Genomic DNA, 21,489 nt, shown 5'->3' with positions numbered 1-21,489 from the left:
CCTCCTACTTACGCTTCTTCGCCAACAGTTTCGTCTTCAATGCCCAATTCTTGTTTAATCCAGTCATAACCTTCCGCTTCCAAGCGGGCAGCAAGTTCAGGACCGCCTGATTTTACGACACGTCCTTGCATCATTACATGTACAAAATCAGGAGTGATGTAATTTAATAGACGTTGGTAGTGAGTGATGATCAAGCATCCAAAGTCTTCTCCGCGCATTTCGTTGATTCCTTTTGAAACGACTTTAAGTGCATCGATATCTAGACCTGAATCAATCTCATCCAAGATTGCAATTTTAGGTTGGATCATCATTAATTGAAGAATCTCGTTGCGTTTTTTCTCTCCGCCTGAGAAACCTTCATTTAAATAGCGTTGCGCCATATCTTCATCCATTTCAAGGAATTCCATTTTTTGGTCCATTTGACGGATGAATTTCATCAATGAAATTTCATCGCCTTCTTCACGGCGTGCGTTAATGGAAGAACGTAAGAAGTCTGCATTTGTAACACCGCTGATTTCACTTGGATATTGCATAGCAAGGAATAGACCGACACGAGCGCGCTCGTCTACTTCCATCTCCAATACATCTTCACCATCGAATGTGATGCTTCCGCTAGTTACCTCATATTTAGGGTGACCCATGATTGCTGATGATAAAGTTGATTTACCAGTTCCATTTGGTCCCATGATCGCATGGATTTCTCCACCTTTAACTTCAAGGTTTACCCCTTTTAAAATCTCTTTGCCTTCAATTGATACGTGCAGATCTTTAACCGTTAATGTAGAAGCTGACATAATAATACCTCCGTGAACTAATTCCAATTTTATTACCAGAAAGTAAAGATTACTTTCATTACTATAATTTCCGTAAAAGCATTCTCACTTTATTCTCATTCCAATTTTATAACAAATCCAATTTGGAATCAACTAAATAGATAGGGGTTTCCACTTCGGCCATGTTAAAAACCTGTCCGATTCTTACAATATTAACAGATATGGCCTGTTTACTGCATATTCATACTTATTTTAGCTTTTGTTAAAATTATCTTATTATTCGGCAAATCTTTGTCCTTATTACTATATGTTCAAAGGTTTCGATTGCAAGGTATGAACGTTCCGCTTAAAAAGAAAAAAATCGGACTGTCAGGTATTATGTAAGTTTATCCAATAAGGAAACCCTTATTTTATGGACCACTTTCCATTTTACCTCTACAGACCGATCTTTTAAAGAATTCTTTTATATGCTTAGCCGTGAATTTTGCGTTGTAGGTCCTGGACCATTTTGTTGCACTTTACATGTTCCCTATCCCGTTCCTTCTCAACCTCGATACGGAGGTCTAAGTCTCTACTGTACTCACTGTAGCCAATCCCATGTGAAGACTGCATCGCCTTTTCCATTTCGCTTGTTACATTTAAATCCAGAGTATTGATAGTGAACCATCCTTTCAAATTTGTGTATCTTTTTTTACCTTCATTATCTCTATACCCTTTCCTTTCCTGATTAAACATGAAAGGAATTAAATTAAGACGCAGACTGAAACAACCTGGACCATCATTATAGCGAGCTTGTTTGTCCGTTCAGCTTTTACATAATGCGTCGCTCATAATTTTTAGTTTGTCTACAGTTTTTTAGACTTTTAGGTTTTTCAAAATTTGAACGTTACTTTCCACTTCAGGCACTCGCTTTCCGCGGGCGGTCCGGAAGCCTCCTCGGTGCTCTTGCGCCTGCGGTGTCTCCCCTTGACTCGCTTTTTCCCGCAGGAGTCTCGAACACCCGCTCCAATCCACTAAGACTACACAATCAGATAGAATCACTTTCACCTACATTCTATATTCCGTTCAATGCCGGTTAGGATTTCCGTGATAAAGTGCTTCACTTCTCTAAGTTCGGCAGCTTTATTAATCATTTGTTCAATCAGAGGCTCTTAATCGAGTATTTCCGGGTGTTACTATCGTCCCAACACAAATCCGTTATCGTCTGCTGAAGCATAAATGAATAAAACCTGAAGCTGTTGACGCAGATTCCGCAACCATGGCTATGTGTAATATGAGCGTTTTGGTTGTTATCCCTGCCCATCGGCACTCAATAAAAATACAGAGGGCTATTATGATTCAAATCCAATAAAAAAAAGGTTTCGGAATGAGAACATTCCGAAACCTTTTTAAACTGAGACCTGAATTAAATCAGGCCGCCATTCTCGAATTATTTATCCGCCGGTACAACTGCACCTTTGTATTCTTTAAGAATGAAATCTTGAATTTCTTTAGAATGCAATACTTCTACAAGCGCTTTGATTGCTTCTTTATTTTCGTCACCTTTGTTTACGGCAATGACGTTCACATAAGGTGATTCGGAATCTTCAATCGCAATTGAATCTTCAAGAGGATTCAAACCGGCGTCAATTGCATAGTTGGAGTTGATCAAGACTGCATCGCCTTCGCCGCTCTCATAAATTTTAGGAAGCAGGGCCGCTTCATAATCGGCATCGAATTTAAGGTTTTTCTTATTTTCTACGATGTCTTTCGTTGTAGCCGTCGTTTTATCGATGCCTTCTTTCAAAGTGATCAGGCCATTCTTTTCCAAAAGGGATAAAGCGCGTCCATGATCAGCAACAGAGCTGCTCATAATAATTGTTGCGCCTTCCGGAAGTTTATCAATGCTTTTATATTTTTGTGAATATAGAGCAATCGGCTCGATATGGATTCCGCCAGCATTGACGAAGTCATATCCATTTTCTTTAATTTGCCCTTCTAAATATGGAATGTGTTGAAAGTAGTTAGCATCCAATTCCTTATCATTCAACGCCTTATTCGGTAAAACATAGTCCTGGAACGTTTCAATTTCCAAATCGATTCCTTTTTCTTTAAGAAGCGGTTTAGCTTCCTCAAGGATTTCTGCATGAGGAACATTGGATGCCCCTACAACTATTTTCTTCGATTCTTTATCCGTATCGCTGCCGCTTTTATCCTTTTCACTTCCACAAGCAGCCAAAGCGATAGATAACACTAAGATTAATGCAAATCCTAAAAACTTTTTCATCCTCTTCATCTCCCTTTATCTTTTGTCCAATTTAGATGTAATCACATCTCCAATAATTTGAATTATGAAGACGATAATTAGAATAACGATCGTCGCTACAAGCGTAACGTCATTTTGATTTCTTTGATAGCCGTCCAAATAGGCTAGATTACCAAGCCCGCCAGCGCCGATGACCCCGGCCATCGCGGTATATCCAACCAATGCAATCGATGTTACCGTAATCCCGGAAATAAGGGCAGGCATCGACTCTGGAAGAAGGACCTTCCAAATGATCGTGCTCGTTTTTGCTCCCATCGATTTAGCGGCTTCAATTACACCTTTATCGATTTCACGAAGGCCGATTTCAACCATACGCGCATAAAATGGGGCAGCACCGATAATAAGTGCCGGCAGTGCAGCGTTCTCACCGATCATGGAACCGACAAGCGCTTTAGTGAAAGGAATGAGCAGCACGATCAAAATAAGAAATGGAATGGAGCGGAATATATTGACGACAGCACTCATGACTCCGTTGACAGCCCGGTTTTGCCACATATTACCCTTCCCTGTCAGGAAAAGGATCAATCCTAGTATTATGCCTATAAAAAAGGTTGCCACTACAGAGACGCTTGTCATGTAAAGCGTTTCTTTCGTAGCTTCAATGATGTCTTCCCAATCAACATTCGGCAATAATTCTTCAAGCATGAGTAATCACCTCCACGCCTACCTGCTGTGCTTTAATGAATTCGATTGCGCGGAGCATTTCATCCTCTTTGCCATCTAGATGGATAAACAATGTTCCATATGAACCGCTTCTTGTTTGGGATATCTTACCTTGAACGATATTGACATCCAACTCGAAGTTACGTACAAGCTTGGTGATCAATGGGCTTTCTGCATGATCACCTACAAAGGTCAATTGAATCACTTTGCCTGCTGGATAGCGTTCGAGCAAATGGTCCATCGTTTCTTTCGTTTCTTCCGGTTCCGTTACCTGTTGCACGAAACGCTTCGTCATTTGTTCTTTAGGATTCTTGAAAACATCCAGGACAGGACCCTGTTCAACAACCTGCCCGCTTTCCATCACGGCGACACGATGGCAGATTTTACGTATTACATGCATTTCATGCGTAATCAAGACGATCGTCAATCCCAAACGCTTATTGATGTCAACAAGCAATTCGAGTATGGAGTCGGTAGTCTGCGGATCCAAAGCAGAAGTCGCTTCATCACACAGAAGCACTTTAGGGTCATTTGCCAGAGCCCTGGCTATTCCCACCCTTTGCTTTTGCCCTCCGCTTAATTGCGAAGGATAGGCCTTTTCCCTGCCTTCAAGTCCGACTAACTTGATCAATTCGTTCACACGCTTGGTGCGTTCAGGTTTAGAAACTCCTGCAATTTCCAACGGGAAAGATATATTCTCCTGAACGGTCCTTGACCATAATAGATTGAAATGCTGGAAAATCATGCTGATTTCTTGACGGGCCTTACGGAGCTGAGCCCCTTTAATTTTTGAAATTTCCTTTTCAGCCACCACAACGGATCCCTCTGTCGGTGTTTCCAATCCATTGAGCATTCTGATCAAAGTACTTTTCCCCGCTCCACTGTAACCGATGATCCCGAAAATCTCGCCTTTATTTATTTCAACATTCACATTATTTACAGCCTTGATCGTCTCACTGTTTCCTTTTCCTGTTCGGAACAGCTTACTGACTTTCGTCAATGTAATCATTAACCCTCACCTCTTTTATCCAATAAAACCTATGAACTTAGTTGATTTCTCTACATTATTAGTCTGTTTCTCCTATCATGTTCCCAATTAAAATAGAAAAAACCTTTCTGCATGAGCAGAAAGGCAGGTGAAGAATCAGGCCTTCCTCTCATCTTCCAAAGTGATTAAACTTTGTGTGAATTGGCACCTTTCCAAGGAAATCACCTTGTCGGTTGCCGGGTTTCATCGGGCACATCCCTCCACCTCTCTTGATAAGAGCTAATATATAGAATATTTGTACATCATTAAGTTCTTTAGTATGGAGAAATTTTATCATAGATAAAAAAGGAGCGCAATGTATATTATTTCTAGTACAAGAATGAACAGGAACTTTGCTTAAAGCGTTTTGGAAGTCAAGGAGACGATGTTCGTCACCTTTTCAATTGCCTGCTCCAAATCTTCTATTAAGTCGTCTACATTTTCAATCCCAATCGATAAACGGACTTGATCGGCACTTACACCCGCTTTCGCAAGACCCGCCTCATTCAATTGTTGATGGGTGGTACTTGCTGGGTGGATGATCAAGCTCTTCGCATCCCCTACATTCGCCACATGGGACCATAATTCCACCGAATTGATAAGTTTTGCCCCAGCTTCGCGATTACCTTGAATCCCAAATGTGACGACAGATCCAGCTCCCTTTGGCAAATATTTATCCGCAAGGGCTTTATCGGGATGATCCTCATCACCAGGATGTGAAACCCAGGTCACGGCAGGATGGTTTTTTAAATATTGAATGACAGACTTGGTGTTTGATAGATGCTCTTTCATCCTTACATGCAGCGTTTCAAGTCCAAGCGTAAACTGGAAAGCACTTTGGGCACTTAGCGCAGGGCCCAAATCACGGAGTAACTGGACTCGGGCTTTCGTTATGAATGCGGCAGGGCCAACTGCCTCGGCGTATACCAGACCGTCGTAACTAGGGTCAGGCTCCGTGAAGCCAGGATAGTTTGGCGAGTTCCAATCGAATTTCCCTCCATCCACGATGACACCGCCTAGCGTCGTTCCATTTCCAAGAAGCCATTTTGTAGCGGAATGGATGACAATATCCGCTCCAAAATCAATTGGTCTGCAAAGATACGGTGTTGCGAAGGTATTATCAATGATTAAAGGTATGCCGGCTTCGTGGGCGATTTCCGCTACCGCTTCAATATCGAGCACCCTCAAACTTGGATTTCCGATCGTTTCAGCAAAAATGGCTTTAGTTCTTGGTGTAATCGCCCTTTTAAAATTCTCAGGGTCATCGGGAGAAACGAACTTCACTTTGATCCCATATTTAGGAAGAGTGTTTTCGAAAAGGTTATACGTACCGCCATATAATGTAGAGGCTGAAACAATCTCATCCCCTGCGGCAGCAATATTCAGGATTGAAAGTGAGATGGCGGCCATTCCGCTTGCCGTTGCCAATCCGCCGATACCGCCTTCCAATAAGGCCATTCTTTCCTCAAAAACGCTGACCGTGGGATTATGAAGCCGTGAATATATATAGCCATTCTCCTTTAGGCCAAATAAATTCGCTGCATGGTCGGTATCCTTGAACAAGTATGCATTGCTTTGGTAGATAGGAACGGCACGGACACCTGTTTCATCAGCTTGCAGACCGCCATGAACACTCAATGTTTCGAAACGCAACTTTTTCTCTGACATATAATTTCACCTTTTTTCTATGGATTTAGTTGGATTTATATGAAATCTAGCTTTTTATAAACAAAAAAACCACTTCTATAAGAAGAGGTTTCAAGAACACACCTCATCTACCAGAGCCAACACTCTGCAGGAATTAGCACCGTATATAAAAATTTATACCGGTTGCCGGGCTTCGTCGGGCCAGTCCCTCCGCCACTCTTGATAAGAACTATTAAATTCTGCCATTACTTAATTCAAAATATAGCATTTTAGATTAAATCAGTCAATGAATTGTTAGAATATTCTTTGTTTATTTCCTACTCTCATTCTAATGTCAGTAACAAAGAAAACCAACCGCGGTTCTGGTTGGTTTCCTAACTGATTTCCTTAAGCAATCCGTACAAATAAGGAACGGATTGAAAGGCATATATTTTCTTGTGCAGCTGCCCTTCTTTGAAAAGCAATAAGCAAGGAACACTTTCGATTTCATATGATTCGGCAATTGCTTGGATATAGTTCATATTCATTTTGCCTGCCTTCAATTCGGGGAAAAGCTCCAAGGATATCGTCAGCATCTTGGAGGCCACCTGACAGGTTCCGCATAAAGGTGTATATAAATATAAGCAAAAGGTTTCCCCATTTTCAACAGCAAGCTTACACTCTTCTTCTTTCCATTCCTGCATCAATTAGTCGTTCACCCTTTGACTTAAAAATTTCATTTTCACATTCATATTGGCAGATAGGAGCACAGTTGCGATATGATGTTCGGGTGAGCTCTCCACTTCTTTGTACATTTTATTAATATACAGGTGGTTCGCTTCCGGCATTTCCCTTCGGAACTGCTTCCGCAGCTTTTCTCCTGATTCATCTGCGTCAAAAAGGAGATAAACATCACGGTCGATCAATTCATCCACTAATTCATCCAGCTTAGTTAATGATATGGTCCCATTCGTACATCTTATTTCCACATCTTCATTTAAAACGGAGGCAACTTTTCTTCTATCGGAACTGCCTTCTACAATGATCACTTTATCGAATTCGCCCCACTCCATGTCATCACTCCATCTCACGAATTATGTGCGCAACTCACCCACTGTACAAATGAAAAAGAGAGCAGGCCTTTTCAGTCCCCCCTCTCCTTTCTTTTTAACCGTTGATTAAACTCTCATACTCTTCAGCGCTCATCAAGTTTTCAATATCACTGCTATTAGATGGTTCAAGCACGACCATCCATGCCTTTTCATAAGGAGACTCATTTACATATTCAGGGTTGTCACTTAAATCTTCGTTCACTTCAACAACCTTGCCACTGATAGGTGCATAAAGTTCAGAAACCGTCTTAACGGATTCAACGCTTCCAAATGGTTCGTTCGCTTTCAATTCATCGCCGATTTCCGGAAGCTCAACGAATACGATGTCCCCTAGCTCGGACTGTGCGAATGCCGTAATTCCAATGCGCACTGTTCCATCTTCCGTTTTGACCCATTCATGTTCTTTAGTGTAACGAAGTTCTTTTGGTGTTGTTGTCATAATTAACCCTCCATATGTACATCTTATTTTATCTATTCCATTATAAGGTAGATTGTTTGTTTAAGTAAGGAATTAACCAAATATTTTGTGAAATTTCAGTTCCAAACCTGTTCGAATTGCTCTTCTTTGAATCCTACCGTCACTTTGGTGCCATCCGTAACAATCGGCCTTTTCAGAAGCATTCCATCTGTGGACAATATATCAAGCATCTCTGCTTCAGAAGCTTCTTTCAGCTTATCCTTTAAGCCCAGCTCCCGATATTTTTGACCGCTAGTATTGAAAAACTTCTTCAACTCCAAATTGCTGTTTTTATATAGTTGTTCTATTTCAGTTCGCGAAGGGGGATTATCCGCTATATGGGTCGCTTCATATTGCAGTTCATGATTATCCAGCCACTTCTTCGCATTACGGCATGTACCGCATTTTGGGTACCAATATAATGTTAAGCCCATCATTTCACCACCTATCAATAGAATACCCGTTTTTACCACGCAATACAACGAAATGTCTTTTGAATTTCCAATGCGATTTCATCAAAGGAAATAAAGGGAATGCCTATACGGGCATTCCCTTTTCGGATTCTGACTCATTGCTTAAAGAGCATATTTTTCCGTTTCGATTACTTTGACGGATGCTTCGCGTTTTTTCGCAATGACATTGATCGGAGTGTGTCTTGTCAGCTTACGGAGCGACGAAAGCATGATGCGGAGAGTATCGCCTGTTTCCACCGCAATTAACGTTTCCTTTGCATGCTGTTCTATTTCATTGAAAGCTTCCTGAACGAAGATTTCAGTGTAAAGCACTTTTTGTTTATTCTTCTCCAGACCTGTAGCTGCAATTGCTTTTTCCGTACGCAATACCACGGATTCAGCTGCATAGGCAAGGGATGCGATATCTGCAATGTTGGAGAGGATTTCTTGTTCTTGATCAAGATTTTTGCCGTATTTCTGTGCCGCAAGCCCAGCTGCCAGAATACCAATTTTCTTAGCGTTCCTAACAAGCATTTTTTCTTGTGCCAGTGGCTCATCGCCAGGTTCTTCCGGCATCATCATCATTAATTCCTCTTGCAGGCCTTGAGCTTTTTGAAGTAGCGGCAATTCCCCTTTAAGTGCTTTCTTCAGGAAAGTTCCCGGGACAAGCAATCTATTGATTTCATTTGTACCTTCAAAGATCCGGTTAATACGGGAATCGCGATATGCTTTTTCAATTTCATACTCCTGCATGAAACCATAACCGCCATGAAGCTGTACGCCTTCGTCCGTAACGTAATCCAATACTTCGGAAGCAAAGAATTTATTCAATGAACATTCAATGGCATACTCAGCGATTGCAGCCGCCATTGATTTCCCATCTTTCACTTGCTCATCCGTCAATTTGCTTTGTCTTTGATCATAAAGGCCAACCGTACGATATACAGAGCTTTCTGCTGCATAAATTTTCGCTGCCATTGTTGCAAGTTTTTCTTTCGTCAAGTTAAAATCGGAAATTTTCGTTTTGAACTGTTGACGTTGATTCGTATAAGCAGCTGTAATCTCAAGGGCACGTTTAGATCCGCCGACAGCACCGACGCCTAATTTATAGCGGCCGATATTCAGGATATTGAAAGCGATGACATGCCCTTTTCCGGCTACACCCAAAAGGTTTTCGACTGGTACATGAACATCTTCGAGGATTAAAGTACGTGTAGATGAGCTTTTGATCCCCATTTTCTTTTCTTCAGCCCCAGTTGATACGCCTTTATAATCACGCTCAACAATGAAAGCGGAGAATTGTTCGCCGTCGATTTTGGCGTATACACAGAAGACATCTGCAAAACCTGCATTTGTAATCCATTGTTTTTCGCCATTTAAAATATAGTGTGTTCCTTCCGCATTCAATTTCGCTGTCGTTTTTGCTCCCAAGGCATCAGAACCTGAGCTTGGTTCCGTTAAGGCATACGCAGCAATCTTCTCACCCGTTGCAAGTAAAGGAAGGTATTTTTTCTTTTGGTCTTCATTCCCGAATAATACGATTGGCAAAGAGCCAATACCTACATGTGCACCATGCGTAATTCCGAAACCGCCTGCAAGTGCCATTTTTTCCGTAATCAATGCCGAACTGATTTTATCGAGACCCAATCCGCTGTATTCCTCAGGAACATCAGCACCAAGTAAACCGATTTCACCTGCATGCTTCAGTAATTTAACGGAACGGTCAAACTCATGGTTTTCTAAATGTTCAACCTGCGGCAGAATTTCATTCACTACGAATTCCTCGGAAGTCTTGGCAATCATTTTATGCTCATCAGAATAATCTTCCGGTGTAAACACTTGATCATACGTAATATCTTCTATTAAAAAGGCCCCGCCTTTAATGAGGTTATCTGTAGTTTGATTGGACATGTTATTTCCTCCTATGTGTTTAAGATAGTAACCCGCCGGAAGCATGACAGCTTCCGGTAGGGTTTGGATTACGCCATTAATTCAAACACTCCTGCAGCACCCATCCCGCCGCCGATACACATTGTCACGACTCCGAACTGTTGGTTCCTGCGCTTCATTTCATGAAGCAGGCTTAATGTCAATTTCGCTCCCGAACATCCTAGTGGATGGCCTAAAGCGATGGCTCCGCCATTTACATTGACAATCTCTTCATTCAATCCGAGCTCACGAATGATTTGAATGGATTGGGAAGCAAATGCTTCATTCAATTCAAATAAACCAATATCCGATAATTCAAGACCCGCTAGCTTCAAAGCTTTAGGTATGGCTGCAATCGGTCCAATACCCATAATTTCAGGCGGTACTCCTGCTACAGCAAAGGAACGGAACTTACCCATCGGTTTCATCCCTAAGGAAGAAGCCTTTTCCCCGTCCATGACCATGACCGCGGCTGCACCATCACTCGTCTGTGATGAATTCCCTGCTGTTACGGATCCCGTAACGGAGAATGCAGGTCTTAATTTTTTCAGCACTTCAGCAGTCGTTCCTGGACGAACGCCCTCATCCTGTGTAAAAGTAAATGATTTTTCCTTTAACTTAAGATCTGGCCCCACTGAACGAAGGGTAACGTCAACCGGTACGATTTCATCGGAAAACTTTCCTTCTGCAATGGCCTTAGCCGCCTTCTGATGACTTCTAACAGAAAATGCATCTTGCTCGTCACGGGAAATGCCGTATTTTTTGGCAACGGCTTCAGCAGTGTGACCCATCCCCATATAATATTCCGGTGCCGTTTCCGCAAGTCTCGCGTTCGGACGTGTTACATGGCCCATCATTGGCAAAAGGCTCATGGATTCCGCCCCGCCTGCAATGACTGTATCACTTTGGCCGAGCATGATCCTTTCCGCTCCATATGCGATACTTTGCAGCCCGCTTGAACAATAACGATTAATCGTTATGGCCGGTACTGTATAAGGCAATCCTGCCAATGCTCCAATGTTACGCGCCATGTTCAATCCTTGTTCCGCTTCAGGCATTGCACAACCGATAATTAGGTCATCTATCGTTCCTTCATAATTCCCTGCACGCTTTAACGTTTCCTTTACGACAAGAGCCCCTAAATCATCAGGACGTACACTAGCAAGAGAACCTTTTTTCGCTCTTCCTACCGGAGTCCTTGCTCCAGCTACTATTACCGCTTCTTTCATGAGGATCCCCCTTACTCATTTTTAAGCTATCGATCTATTGATCTCGTTTTGGCCATATCTTCATCTATTCATCAATTACGGAGTGGTTTACCTTTAACGAGCATGTGCTGCATCCTTGCCTGGGATTTCGGAGTCGAAATCAGTTTTAGGAATGCCTGTTTTTCCAGGTTCAAGATATACTGTTCATCTACTTCCGTGCCAAATGGGAGTTTCCCCCCTGCCAGGACGTATGCCAGCTCTTTGGCTATGACAAGGTCATGTTCAGATAAAAATCCTGAAAGGCGCATGGATTCCGCCCCTAATAGCAGTGCGGCATATCCAGTTTCACCTACGACAGGGATCTTTGTGCGGGCTGGAGCGGTATAGCCTTGTTCATGCATGGAAAGTACCGCCTGTTTCGCATCATAAAGCTGATGATCTGCATTCACGCTTATTCCATCAGCTGAATCAAGGAAATTATTCCCCCTCGCTTCCTCGGCTGAGGTCGAAACTTTTGCCATGGCGACCGTTTCAAATACTTGGTTGGCCACTTTCTGTAAGTCGAAGTCAACGCCCTTCGGCATATTCCTCAACGTCTTCACATAAAGTTCTTTAGTCCCGCCCCCGCCTGGGATCAAGCCGACACCAGGTTCCACTAGTCCCATATACGTTTCAGTCGTTGCCTGGATGCGCGCTGCCGGAAGGGACACTTCAGCACCCCCGCCAAGTGTCATATTAAACGGGGCAACCACTACAGGAACTGCACTGTACTTAATTTTAAGCATCGCCTGTTGGAATTGGCTGATGACCATATCGAGTTCAAAAATATTGTCATCCTGCGCTTCCATAAGCATCATTGCAATATTAGCGCCGACACAGAAATTCTTTCCTTGGTTTCCGATGACCAGGCCTTTAAAATTCGTTTCCGCTTCGTCAACCGCGGCATTGATCATTTGTATGATATCCAGACCGATTGCATTATTCGGCGAAGTGAATTCAAGCAGAGCCACTCCATCGCCGATATCGATCAAGCTTGCGCCACTGTTTTTCTTGATTACGCCTTTTTGCTTCTTGATCGCTTTAAGATTGATCACTTTAGGATTTTCGACAAGCTCTTTATATTCACCATTATCATAATAGTGAACTATGCCATTTTCTTCTTTATAGAATGACGTGATGCCTTTAGCGAGCATATCCTTCACCCATTGCGGAACGGTGATGCCTTCCGCTTCCATTCGGGCTGCCGATTTTTCTACCCCTATCGCATCCCAGGTTTCAAATGGCCCTGTGGACCATCCAAATCCCCATTTCATCGCTTGATCGATCGCCACGATGTCATCCGCGATGTCCCCAAGCAGCTGGGCAGAATACACAAGCGCCGGATTCAAAACATTCCATAGCAATTGGCCGGCACGGTCTTCACTATAAACAAGCGCTTTCATTTTATTATCCAAGCCCTTGGCCTGTTTAGCCATTTCGATGGAAGGCGTTTTTAATCTTTTTCGTGCAGCATATTCAAGGGTTTCGGGATTCAGTTCAAGGATTTCCTTGCCTTTTTTCAAGAAGAATCCTTGTCCTGACTTGCTTCCAAGCCACCCATTCTTAAGCATTTCATTCATGAAATCAGGTATCTTGAAAACTTCTTTTTCTTCTCCGTCCACCTGGTCATAAACGTTTCTGGCAACATGTGCAAAGGTATCCAATCCAACGACGTCAAGTGTCCGGAAAGTCGCGCTAGTTGCCCTTCCAATCAACGGACCTGTAACCGAATCGACCTCACCGACACTGTATCCGCCTTTTTGCATTTCCCGCAAAGTGATCAATAAACCATAAGTTCCAATGCGGTTTGCGATGAAGTTGGGGGTATCCTTGGCTTCGACAACACCTTTTCCAAGAACATCTTCGCCAAATCGTTTCATATATTCAAGCACTTCTGGTGAAGTTGCCTTAGTAGGGATGATTTCCAACAATTTAAGATAACGCGGCGGATTGAAGAAGTGAGTTCCCAGGAAGTGCTTTTGAAAGTCCTCCGAACGTCCTTCTGCCATCGCTTCGATTGAAATTCCGGATGTATTCGATGAAACGATGCTTCCTGGTTTACGATGCTGATCAACCTGGGCGAATACACTTTGCTTAACCTCAAGCTTCTCAACGACCACTTCGATGATCCAATCGACATCCTTTAAACGACTTATATCATCTTCCAGGTTTCCAGCCTCGATCAACGCGATGTTTCCCTTAGCCGAAAGCGGAGCTGGTTTCTGTTTTAAAAGTTTCGTAATCGCCGTTTGGCTGATGCGGTTACGCACTTGTTTATTATCTAATGTCAGTCCCTTTTTCTTTTCATCCTCAGTGAGTTCACGAGGTACAATATCCAATAATAAAGTCGGAATGCCGATGTTAGCAAGGTGTGCAGCAATCCCTGATCCCATAACTCCTGACCCTAGAACAGCAGCCTTTCGTATTTGTCGAACCAAGTTTATATCCCCCTTACACAATTTATTGAATGAATGTTCATTCATTTTTAATTCAAAAAAATTTTGAATATTTTTTCTTATTACTAATATAGAATATATTTGGAAATTCCGCAATGATTAAACAGGAAAAAATATATTTTTTTCTCCGCGTTCTTTCGGTTATTTCTCCTCCTTTCAGTAAAAAATAACCGGGCAGGAGGTGACTTATATAATGAAGCGTAAAGATAATCCTTCTAAAGCAGCCGTGAGCGCAGCAAGTGTTAAAGGCAATGCCGGCCCTGGCTCTGAACGTCAACATGGAATCAATAAAGTGAACAGCCAGAACAATCAGTTCAAAAGATAATCCTTCTTGATTTGAGCAGCCGTCCCCTTTTCCGGGGCGGCTCTCGCTTCCTATTTCTTGAATAGGCCTTTTAAAACGAAAGCAATATTGGCTGGCCTCTCCGCAAGGCGGCGCATGAAATATCCATACCAATCCGTACCATAAGGAACATACACCCTTACCTTATATCCTTCTTTAGCAAGTTCAAGCTGCTTTTCAGTGCGGATGCCATATAACATTTGAAATTCAAATGAATCCCGGGGTATTCCCTGACCTTTGACTAGGTCCCTCGTATAATCAATGATACTATCATCATGTGTGGCAACGGCTGTGTAATTTCCATTTTGCATATGCTTCTTGATGATTTTCTTGAAATTCTCATCCACATCTTTTTTTTCAGGAAAAGCCACGTCCCTTGGTTCTTTATAAGCCCCTTTAACAAGTCTTAAATTCGGATGGTATGCATCCAGCTCTTCAATATCCCTCTCAGTACGATACAGATAAGCTTGAATGACAGTCCCCAATTCATTATATTCAGACTTAAGGGTTTTGAATACATCCAAAGTCGGCTGACAGCGCGGAAAATCTTCCATATCAAGCGTCACGAAAACACGATGGGCTCTAGCTTCATCCAAGATTCTCCGCATGTTATTCATTACGACTTGTTCGGACACATCCAAGCCCATCGAGGTCAGCTTCAGGGATAACTGTGAATCCAGTTCATTTGTGCCAATCATCCGGATGGCTTCGATGCACTCTTCTGCCATCTTCCCTGCTTCTTGTTCATCTTCAATGAATTCACCCAAATAATCAATGGTGACAGCAAGCCCCTTCCGGTTGAGTTCAGCAATCACATCACATGCCATATCCAAGGATTCTCCTGCCACGAAGCGAGATGCACCAAACCGCAGCCCGTATTTTTTCGCTGCCTGTGTCATAGCTTTATTCTTTGATAAAAAAAGGAATAGATTTTTCAAAATCCTTTCCATCTGCATTCCCCTCCAAATCATTTTGGAAAATAGATGCACAAGATTATTTTACCATTTAATTCATTTTTCAGATATTTAGAATCAAGAATAAAAAATTTCATGAAGGGAAAATTAAGCCCGATTAAAGAACACATGAGGAGGTAGAATGATGGAACAGCAAAATTCGTTTAATAGCCAACAGCAGTCGACCGGCTTTATGAAACAGCCGCCGGAGATGGTTTCGGTGAAAGATAGCTTATACTTAACCGATATGCTTGCATGGAATCTGAATGCGGTTAAAAAGGCACATTTTTTTGCCACACAATGTAAGGACCCGCAAATCATTGATGCGTTAAATCGGTGCGGACTCATGCATCAACGCCATTACGATACCATTTTGAAACATTTGAACCCGGACCAAAATCAGAGTCAACAACAATATCAATAAAGGAGGGTTCTTGATGCCCAATGAAAACAAAGTCCAAAACCCTGAATCTCCCGTGGCAAAAACACCGCAAATGAATGACAGGGATTTTATAAATGATATGCTCACAACTGAAAAGTACTTTTGTAACTCCCTTTCCGTTGCCTTGCATGAAATGAGCAATCAAGCATTATTCCAAGACATTTTCTCCATTTCCAAAGAAAATCAGGAGATGCAGCGTGAACTCTATAACCTTATGTTCGAAAAAGGCTGGTATAGTTTAGAAAAGGCGCAAGCTTCCAGCTTAAGCCAATCGCATCAACAATTTTCCGGTTATAAAAATCAATTTCCATCTGGAACGAACATTCAATAAACAAACATTCAGGGGGGTGGATTCTGCTCCTTTTGTTTTTTTGCTACAAATAAAGCCGGCCCATCGGGGGCCGGCTTTATTATTAGATATCCGTGGAAAACATATACTTCTTATAGTGATACCGAATGCTGAATATTAAGCCCATCGCCATCATGTTCCCCATGAGCGAGCTTCCTCCATAACTGACAAATGGAAGCGGAATCCCCGTAATCGGCAAAAGGCCTACAGTCATGCCGATATTTTGAAAAACGTGGAACGTCAACATGCTTATAACGCCAACACAGATATATGTATAGAAGTTATTTTTCGTGTCCATTCCCGTTTTTGTTATGTGGTAAATCAATAGGAAAAACAAGGAAATGATGATGCTTGATCCGATGAAGCCGAATTCTTCACCGATGATGCTGAAAATGAAATCCGAATGACTCTCGGGCAAATACACTTCCCTTGAACCGATTCCCTTTCCTGTGGTCTGGCCGGAGCCGATGGCCAGTAAGGATTTGGTTAAGTGATACCCTTCGGAGCTGGCATAATTATATGGATCCAGCCAAGAATAGATACGGCCGAATTGATAAGATTTTACCCCTAGGTATTTTTCCAGGATTTCCGGCTTCCAAAGTACAAAGTACAGGACCGTGGAAGCGACGACAACTCCCCCCGAAACGATCGGCAGCAGGATCTTCCATGATACCCCTGATATGAAAATCATTCCGAGCATGATTGACATGATGACAAGCGAGGTGCCCAAATCAGGCTGTTGCATGATTAACAATAAAGGGGCACCGGTCACAAGACCGATTTTAATAAGCAGCCAGATATCCGTTTGAATCGTTTTCAGCGTGTTTTTGAGATGATGGTTCGATATGACATTCGCTAAAGCCAGGATCAGGAAAACCTTCATGAATTCCGATGGCTGAATCGAACCGATTCCCGGAATGATGAACCAACTTTTCGCACCATTCCGGACAGGAACGATGCTTTCCGGCATAATGATCAGCAAAAAAAGTAAAAATAATCCGAAGCCATAAGCGTACCAAGAGATTTTCTTCAACTGGTCCGAATCCAGTGTGATGAACCCTAATACGATTCCTATCCCCACTATATACCAAAAAATTTGTTTTATTAAGAAGTTTTCAGCGTACTGTCCAGTCGTTTGGGCACTATAGATTGCCAGGCAGCTTCCAACGCATAATAACAGCAATATTGTGACCAAAGAAAAATCTATTCGAGATGAAAATTTATTTTGTTCTTCCATACTAAACTCTCCCTTAAAAAGGCTCCTGCGATACATCTATAAATACACTTATTCATTATACTTTAAACAAATAAAATCACAACTATATAGAAGAATAGTTTACAGGCTTCATGGAGTTATTTCCATGAAGCCTGCAGGCATGGGAGCTATGCGTGTGATTCCTTTGATTTTCTCCGTTTCAGCAATAGGCTGACCAATCCATTGCCTGGGGAGAAGAGAAAGGCCAATCCGAATAATATGGCGGCCGAACCCACCATGCAACCTGATATCGAGGCATCCAAAATGGTGGCTGAATAGTAGCCGATGACGGAACTTAGCACCCCGACCCCGATACTGACCAATATCATGCGGCTTAAACGGTCTGACAGCAGATAGGCCGTTGCCGCAGGTATGATGAGCATTCCAACTACTAAAATGGAACCTACACTATCAAAAGAAGCAACAGTTGTCAGTGAAATGAGGCTCATCAATAAGTAATGAAAGAACAGTACAGGAATTCCCATCGCGGCAGCAAGTGCTGGATCAAATGAAACGAGTTTAAACTGTTTGAAGAAAAGGAAAATCATTATGAGGTTCAGGATAAAACAACTGCCGACTATCCAAACAGCTTTTGGTCCAGCCTCGATTCCCCCGATTGTCATCGTGTTCCACGGGGTATAGGCTATTTCCCCATAAAGGACATGTTCCAGGTCAAAATCTATTTGTTGCGTGTACAAGCTCACAAGTACGATCCCCGTTGCAAAAAGGGAAGTGAATACAATCCCGATAGCAGCGTCGGATTGAACGCCCGACGATTGGAAAAGCTGGATCAAGAACACGGCAAGCAAGCCGAGCGCAGCAGCCCCGATCAGCATTGGAACCGAATCACGGGTTCCGGTTATTAAAAATGCCAATACGATTCCCGGCAAAACGGAATGACTGATTGCATCCCCAATCAACGTCATTTTCCTGACTATCAAAAAACACCCCAATACACTGCAAGAACCCGCCACTAATGCTCCGACTAAGATAATCCAAAAATCATTCATGATGAGTGGCTCCCTTTCCTTCTATCCTGTTCGAGAGAATATTTCTTTTTCGTCGAAACCCTTCTCCATATAGATGAAAGCACTCCGCGTTTAGGTGCAAAAAGCATGGAAAAGAAAAACCATACCGTCGCGGATAAGACAATTAACGGTCCTGTCGGCAAATCATTGACAGATGTACTGATCAACGTTCCAGACACACCGCTCATCATTCCGAATATACCAGACAGGATGACCATGATATGCAGGCGCTCGGTCCAATATCTCGCTGATACCGCAGGCGTTATCAGTAAAGATGCCATCAATACGACGCCTACAGCCTGGATACCGATCACTACAGCTGCCACGATCAGCATCATGATGAAATAATCCAGAAAAACCACCGGCAATCCCATCCCCTTAGCAAACCCGGGATCAAAGGACAGTAATTTGAATTCTTTAAAAAATACGGTACAAGTGAAAATGAGAATGAAGGAAACCGTCATCATCATATATACATCGGACATGACCATTGACGCCGTCTGTCCGAATAAAAAGGTATCCAATCCACTCTGGTTTCCATACTCGCTCTGCTGGATTTGCGTAAGCATCACAATTCCGAAACCAAAGAAAGAAGATAAGACGATTCCCAAGGCCGCATCCTGCTTGATCTTACTGTATCTCGTAAGCACACTGATCAAGAAGACAGCGACTAAGCCAGCCAGGGCGGCACCTATCAAAAAGTAGGAAGTGGATTTCACTCCAGTTAACATGAAGGCGACACAGATACCGGGTAGCGCTGCATGTGCGAGCGTGTCGCCAAGCAAAGACTGCTTTCTGAGGTAGGCAAAGCTGCCGATGACCCCGCTGCTTAATCCGAGGAACATCGTGCCAAGCAATATCCACCTTGTATTTGGATCGGTGATAATGTCCATTATATTCATCGTGTACACCTCATTTTAATAAAAGGCCGGACTTTGTGTCTGATAGTATCGCTAGGCGGCCTCCATATGTTGCCTGTAGGTATTCGGGAATGAACACTTCTTCTGTCGGACCTATTTTCATCACCTTCTTATTCAATAACATCGTCCAGTCGAAATATTCCTTCACGGTGGATAGGTCATGGTGCACAACCAGAACGGTTTTGCCTTTTTCCTTCAATTCCATCAGCAATTGTATGATCGCTTTCTCTGTTGCGGCATCCACCCCTACGAACGGTTCATCCATAAAATAAATATCCGCTTCCTGTGCCAATGCACGGGCCAGGAATATCCGTTGCTGCTGTCCGCCTGATAGCTGGCTGATCTGGCGGTTTGCGTATTCAGCCATCCCCACCTTCTCCAGGCACTCCATCCCCTTCTGCCTTTCGGACTTCCCTGGTCGCCTCAGCCATCCGAGATGACCATATCTGCCCATCATCACGACATCAAGTGCGTTGGTCGGAAAATCCCAATCCACTGACTCCCGCTGTGGTACATAGCCGATGCTCTTCCTCATCGATTTATAAGTAGAGCCCTTGATCGTGATGTGCCCCGATATTTTCGGGATCAATTCGAGTATCCCCTTTATCAAAGTGGACTTCCCTGCTCCATTGGGGCCTATGATTCCGATTAAATTCCCTTCCGGCACCTCAAATGAGACATCTTCGACAACCGGCTTCTTATGATAAGCAATCGTTAAATTCTCGACCTTCAAAGCTGCTTGATTCATAGTTTCTCCCCCCTATTTCAAAGCACGGACGATGGTGTCCGTGTTATGACGGACCATTCCGATATACGTTCCTTCTTCCGTCCCTCTTTCACCCATGGCATCCGAGAACAATTCACCGCCGATTTCCACTTTGTGGCCCTGCTTACCTGCTCCTTGAATGACAGCCTCGATAGCCTTCCTCGGTACGCTTGACTCTATGAAAATCGCTTTTATTTTGTTCTCCACAAGATAGTTCCGCATATCCGTCACATCTTTCGATCCATATTCCGATAATGTATTGATCCCTTGGAGCCCTCTTACGTCCAGGCCATATGACTGCCCGTAGTACCCAAAAGCATCATGTGCCGTAACGAGCACCCGTTGGTCTTCTGGCACTTTATTGATTTCCTCATGGACATATTTATCGAGTTCCTCCAATTGCAGAACGTACTCCTCATAATTTTCACGATACTCCCCTTCATTGTCCGGGTCCTTGGCGATCAATTCTTTCTTAACTGCCTCCGCCGCAACGATCCAAAGCTTTACATCAAACCATACGTGGGGATCATGCTCAGATGCACCCACTTTGCGAAGTTGGTTCTCCTTGAAGTCTTCCGTTACGGCAATCGTCGGTTTATCCTTGCTCATCATTTCAAATATATCCGTCATTTTCCCTTCAAGATGCAGTCCGTTATAAAAAATCATATCAGCCGAATCCAATGTCTTCACATCACCCTGCGTCGCTTTATATAGATGGGGGTCGACTCCCGGTCCCATTAAACTTGTGACCTCGACATGTTTACCGCCGATATTCTCAACCAAATCCCCAATCATTCCCGTTGTTGTAACGACATCCAGCTTGCCATTGCCATTATCACTTTCGGCCGTATCATTGCCGCACCCCGTTAAAACCAGCAATGCAACAAGCACGCCTCCAATAGATTTAAGAAAACCCATCCATATTCCCTCCCTTTTTCATCTTTCTAAAATAGTTTGCCTTGTGCAAAACTAAGTGTAAATTTTTTTACATTGTCGTAAATGCTAAAAAGTTTCCTCTACACAACTTATTTTATACTATACACAAATATACAAAAAAAGTGCAACTATTTTTAAACATTTCAAATAGGCGAATGACTTTTACACGCAGCAAAAACTGTCAGGAGGCTCCACTAGGCAGCTTCTGACAGTCAGTCATTCCGTATGATGAAATTATATTTATATTGTGGAGTTTCACTGGTGAACATAACTAGGGGGAGCTATTTCTGGACGACGTGAAATTCACGAGTAAACGCGGTTTCCACGTATAAAGCCGCGGACTTCTTCTTGACGGGCATTGCCACTCATTTCTCCTGTTTCAAGGAAATGGCCAAGTACGCAAATCCCAATTCGATTCCGCAAAGCAAAAACAGGGTGATTAAAGTTTGA

22 protein-coding genes and 2 riboswitches are annotated in these 21,489 nt (G+C 42.9%); of the genes, 3 read left to right on the top strand and 19 right to left on the bottom strand.

Features of this window, described 5'->3' with window-relative positions; genetic code table 11:
- Positions 1-8: 8 nt before the first annotated feature.
- The 13 genes from sufC to A6755_RS03135 form a co-directional block, all read right to left on the bottom strand.
- Positions 9-794, bottom strand: coding sequence for a Fe-S cluster assembly ATPase SufC (sufC, locus tag A6755_RS03195; RefSeq protein WP_034310141.1), 786 nt, complete (start codon positions 792-794; stop codon positions 9-11).
- A gap of 450 nt (positions 795-1,244) precedes the next feature.
- Positions 1,245-1,385: a YuzK family famiily protein gene (locus tag A6755_RS28425; protein ID WP_479687500.1), complete on the bottom strand. Its 141-nt coding sequence runs from the start codon at positions 1,383-1,385 to the stop codon at positions 1,245-1,247.
- An 817-nt stretch (positions 1,386-2,202) separates the two neighbouring features.
- Entirely contained in the window at positions 2,203-3,039 is an 837-nt protein-coding gene (locus A6755_RS03185) for a MetQ/NlpA family ABC transporter substrate-binding protein (protein ID WP_034310133.1), read from the bottom strand.
- Between the two features lie 15 nt (positions 3,040-3,054).
- Entirely contained in the window at positions 3,055-3,723 is a 669-nt protein-coding gene (locus tag A6755_RS03180; protein ID WP_034310130.1) for a methionine ABC transporter permease, read from the bottom strand.
- Entirely contained in the window at positions 3,716-4,750 is a 1,035-nt protein-coding gene (locus A6755_RS03175) for a methionine ABC transporter ATP-binding protein (RefSeq protein WP_034310128.1), read from the bottom strand. The genes A6755_RS03180 and A6755_RS03175 overlap by 8 nt, the downstream gene beginning before the upstream one ends.
- A 145-nt stretch (positions 4,751-4,895) precedes the next feature.
- Positions 4,896-5,008, bottom strand: a riboswitch (SAM riboswitch).
- Between the two features lie 117 nt (positions 5,009-5,125).
- Entirely contained in the window at positions 5,126-6,436 is a 1,311-nt protein-coding gene (locus tag A6755_RS03170) for an O-acetylhomoserine aminocarboxypropyltransferase/cysteine synthase family protein (RefSeq protein ID WP_174878686.1), read from the bottom strand.
- Between the two features lie 100 nt (positions 6,437-6,536).
- A riboswitch (SAM riboswitch) is annotated at positions 6,537-6,644 on the bottom strand.
- A 145-nt stretch (positions 6,645-6,789) separates the two neighbouring features.
- Positions 6,790-7,098: a thioredoxin family protein gene (locus A6755_RS03165; RefSeq protein WP_053537408.1), complete on the bottom strand. Its 309-nt coding sequence runs from the start codon at positions 7,096-7,098 to the stop codon at positions 6,790-6,792.
- Between the two features lie 3 nt (positions 7,099-7,101).
- A complete protein-coding gene (locus A6755_RS03160) occupies positions 7,102-7,467 on the bottom strand; it encodes a toprim domain-containing protein (RefSeq protein ID WP_034310126.1) in 366 nt (121 codons plus the stop codon).
- A gap of 94 nt (positions 7,468-7,561) precedes the next feature.
- Entirely contained in the window at positions 7,562-7,945 is a 384-nt protein-coding gene (gcvH, locus tag A6755_RS03155) for a glycine cleavage system protein GcvH (RefSeq protein WP_034310122.1), read from the bottom strand.
- Between the two features lie 95 nt (positions 7,946-8,040).
- Positions 8,041-8,397 carry an arsenate reductase family protein gene (locus tag A6755_RS03150; RefSeq protein WP_063589760.1) on the bottom strand — a complete coding sequence of 119 codons (357 nt, stop codon included), beginning with the start codon at positions 8,395-8,397 and terminating at the stop codon, positions 8,041-8,043.
- A gap of 141 nt (positions 8,398-8,538) precedes the next feature.
- Positions 8,539-10,326 carry an acyl-CoA dehydrogenase FadE gene (locus A6755_RS03145; RefSeq protein ID WP_063589759.1) on the bottom strand — a complete coding sequence of 596 codons (1,788 nt, stop codon included), beginning with the start codon at positions 10,324-10,326 and terminating at the stop codon, positions 8,539-8,541.
- Positions 10,327-10,394: 68 nt separating this feature from the next.
- On the bottom strand, positions 10,395-11,573 hold the full coding sequence (locus A6755_RS03140; protein WP_034310115.1) for an acetyl-CoA C-acetyltransferase: 1,179 nt from the start codon (positions 11,571-11,573) through the stop codon (positions 10,395-10,397).
- 71 nt (positions 11,574-11,644) lie between these two features.
- Positions 11,645-14,074 carry a 3-hydroxyacyl-CoA dehydrogenase/enoyl-CoA hydratase family protein gene (locus tag A6755_RS03135; protein WP_431188838.1) on the bottom strand — a complete coding sequence of 810 codons (2,430 nt, stop codon included), beginning with the start codon at positions 14,072-14,074 and terminating at the stop codon, positions 11,645-11,647.
- Between the two features lie 163 nt (positions 14,075-14,237).
- On the opposite strand from A6755_RS03135, the gene A6755_RS25810 reads away from it, so the two are divergent.
- The gene (locus A6755_RS25810) at positions 14,238-14,372 is read left to right on the top strand and encodes a YuzL family protein (RefSeq protein WP_084738157.1); all 135 of its coding nucleotides are present in this window, start codon (positions 14,238-14,240) and stop codon (positions 14,370-14,372) included.
- 50 nt (positions 14,373-14,422) lie between these two features.
- Here the strand turns inward: A6755_RS25810 and A6755_RS03130 are convergent, their stop codons facing one another.
- Positions 14,423-15,340, bottom strand: coding sequence for a proline dehydrogenase family protein (locus A6755_RS03130; protein WP_063589757.1), 918 nt, complete (start codon positions 15,338-15,340; stop codon positions 14,423-14,425).
- Between the two features lie 148 nt (positions 15,341-15,488).
- Between A6755_RS03130 and A6755_RS03125 the strand changes: the two genes are divergently transcribed.
- On the top strand, positions 15,489-15,767 hold the full coding sequence (locus A6755_RS03125) for a hypothetical protein (RefSeq protein WP_034310108.1): 279 nt from the start codon (positions 15,489-15,491) through the stop codon (positions 15,765-15,767).
- 13 nt (positions 15,768-15,780) lie between these two features.
- Complete coding sequence (locus A6755_RS03120) at positions 15,781-16,116, top strand: spore coat protein (protein WP_063574745.1); 336 nt, start codon at positions 15,781-15,783, stop codon at positions 16,114-16,116.
- A gap of 82 nt (positions 16,117-16,198) precedes the next feature.
- Here the strand turns inward: A6755_RS03120 and A6755_RS03115 are convergent, their stop codons facing one another.
- From A6755_RS03115 to A6755_RS03095, 5 genes are all read right to left on the bottom strand, one after another.
- Positions 16,199-17,371, bottom strand: coding sequence for an FtsW/RodA/SpoVE family cell cycle protein (locus A6755_RS03115; RefSeq protein ID WP_034310104.1), 1,173 nt, complete (start codon positions 17,369-17,371; stop codon positions 16,199-16,201).
- A gap of 146 nt (positions 17,372-17,517) precedes the next feature.
- Positions 17,518-18,399, bottom strand: coding sequence for a metal ABC transporter permease (locus A6755_RS03110; protein ID WP_063589756.1), 882 nt, complete (start codon positions 18,397-18,399; stop codon positions 17,518-17,520).
- On the bottom strand, positions 18,396-19,319 hold the full coding sequence (locus A6755_RS03105) for a metal ABC transporter permease (RefSeq protein ID WP_063589755.1): 924 nt from the start codon (positions 19,317-19,319) through the stop codon (positions 18,396-18,398). Before A6755_RS03105 ends, A6755_RS03110 begins: the two co-directional genes overlap by 4 nt.
- A 10-nt stretch (positions 19,320-19,329) precedes the next feature.
- Positions 19,330-20,085, bottom strand: coding sequence for a metal ABC transporter ATP-binding protein (locus A6755_RS03100; protein ID WP_034310095.1), 756 nt, complete (start codon positions 20,083-20,085; stop codon positions 19,330-19,332).
- Positions 20,086-20,097: 12 nt separating this feature from the next.
- Positions 20,098-21,021 (bottom strand): metal ABC transporter solute-binding protein, Zn/Mn family, encoded by a 924-nt coding sequence (locus A6755_RS03095; protein WP_063589754.1) that lies wholly within the window; start codon positions 21,019-21,021, stop codon positions 20,098-20,100.
- Positions 21,022-21,489 lie beyond the last annotated feature (468 nt).

Origin of the sequence: Peribacillus frigoritolerans (genome assembly GCF_001636405.1) — a bacterium.
In the GTDB taxonomy this organism is placed as follows: domain Bacteria; phylum Bacillota; class Bacilli; order Bacillales; family DSM-1321; genus Peribacillus; species Peribacillus frigoritolerans.
The sequence above is the reverse complement of the archived record's forward strand: the minus strand, read 5'-3'. Positions and strand labels throughout refer to the sequence as shown.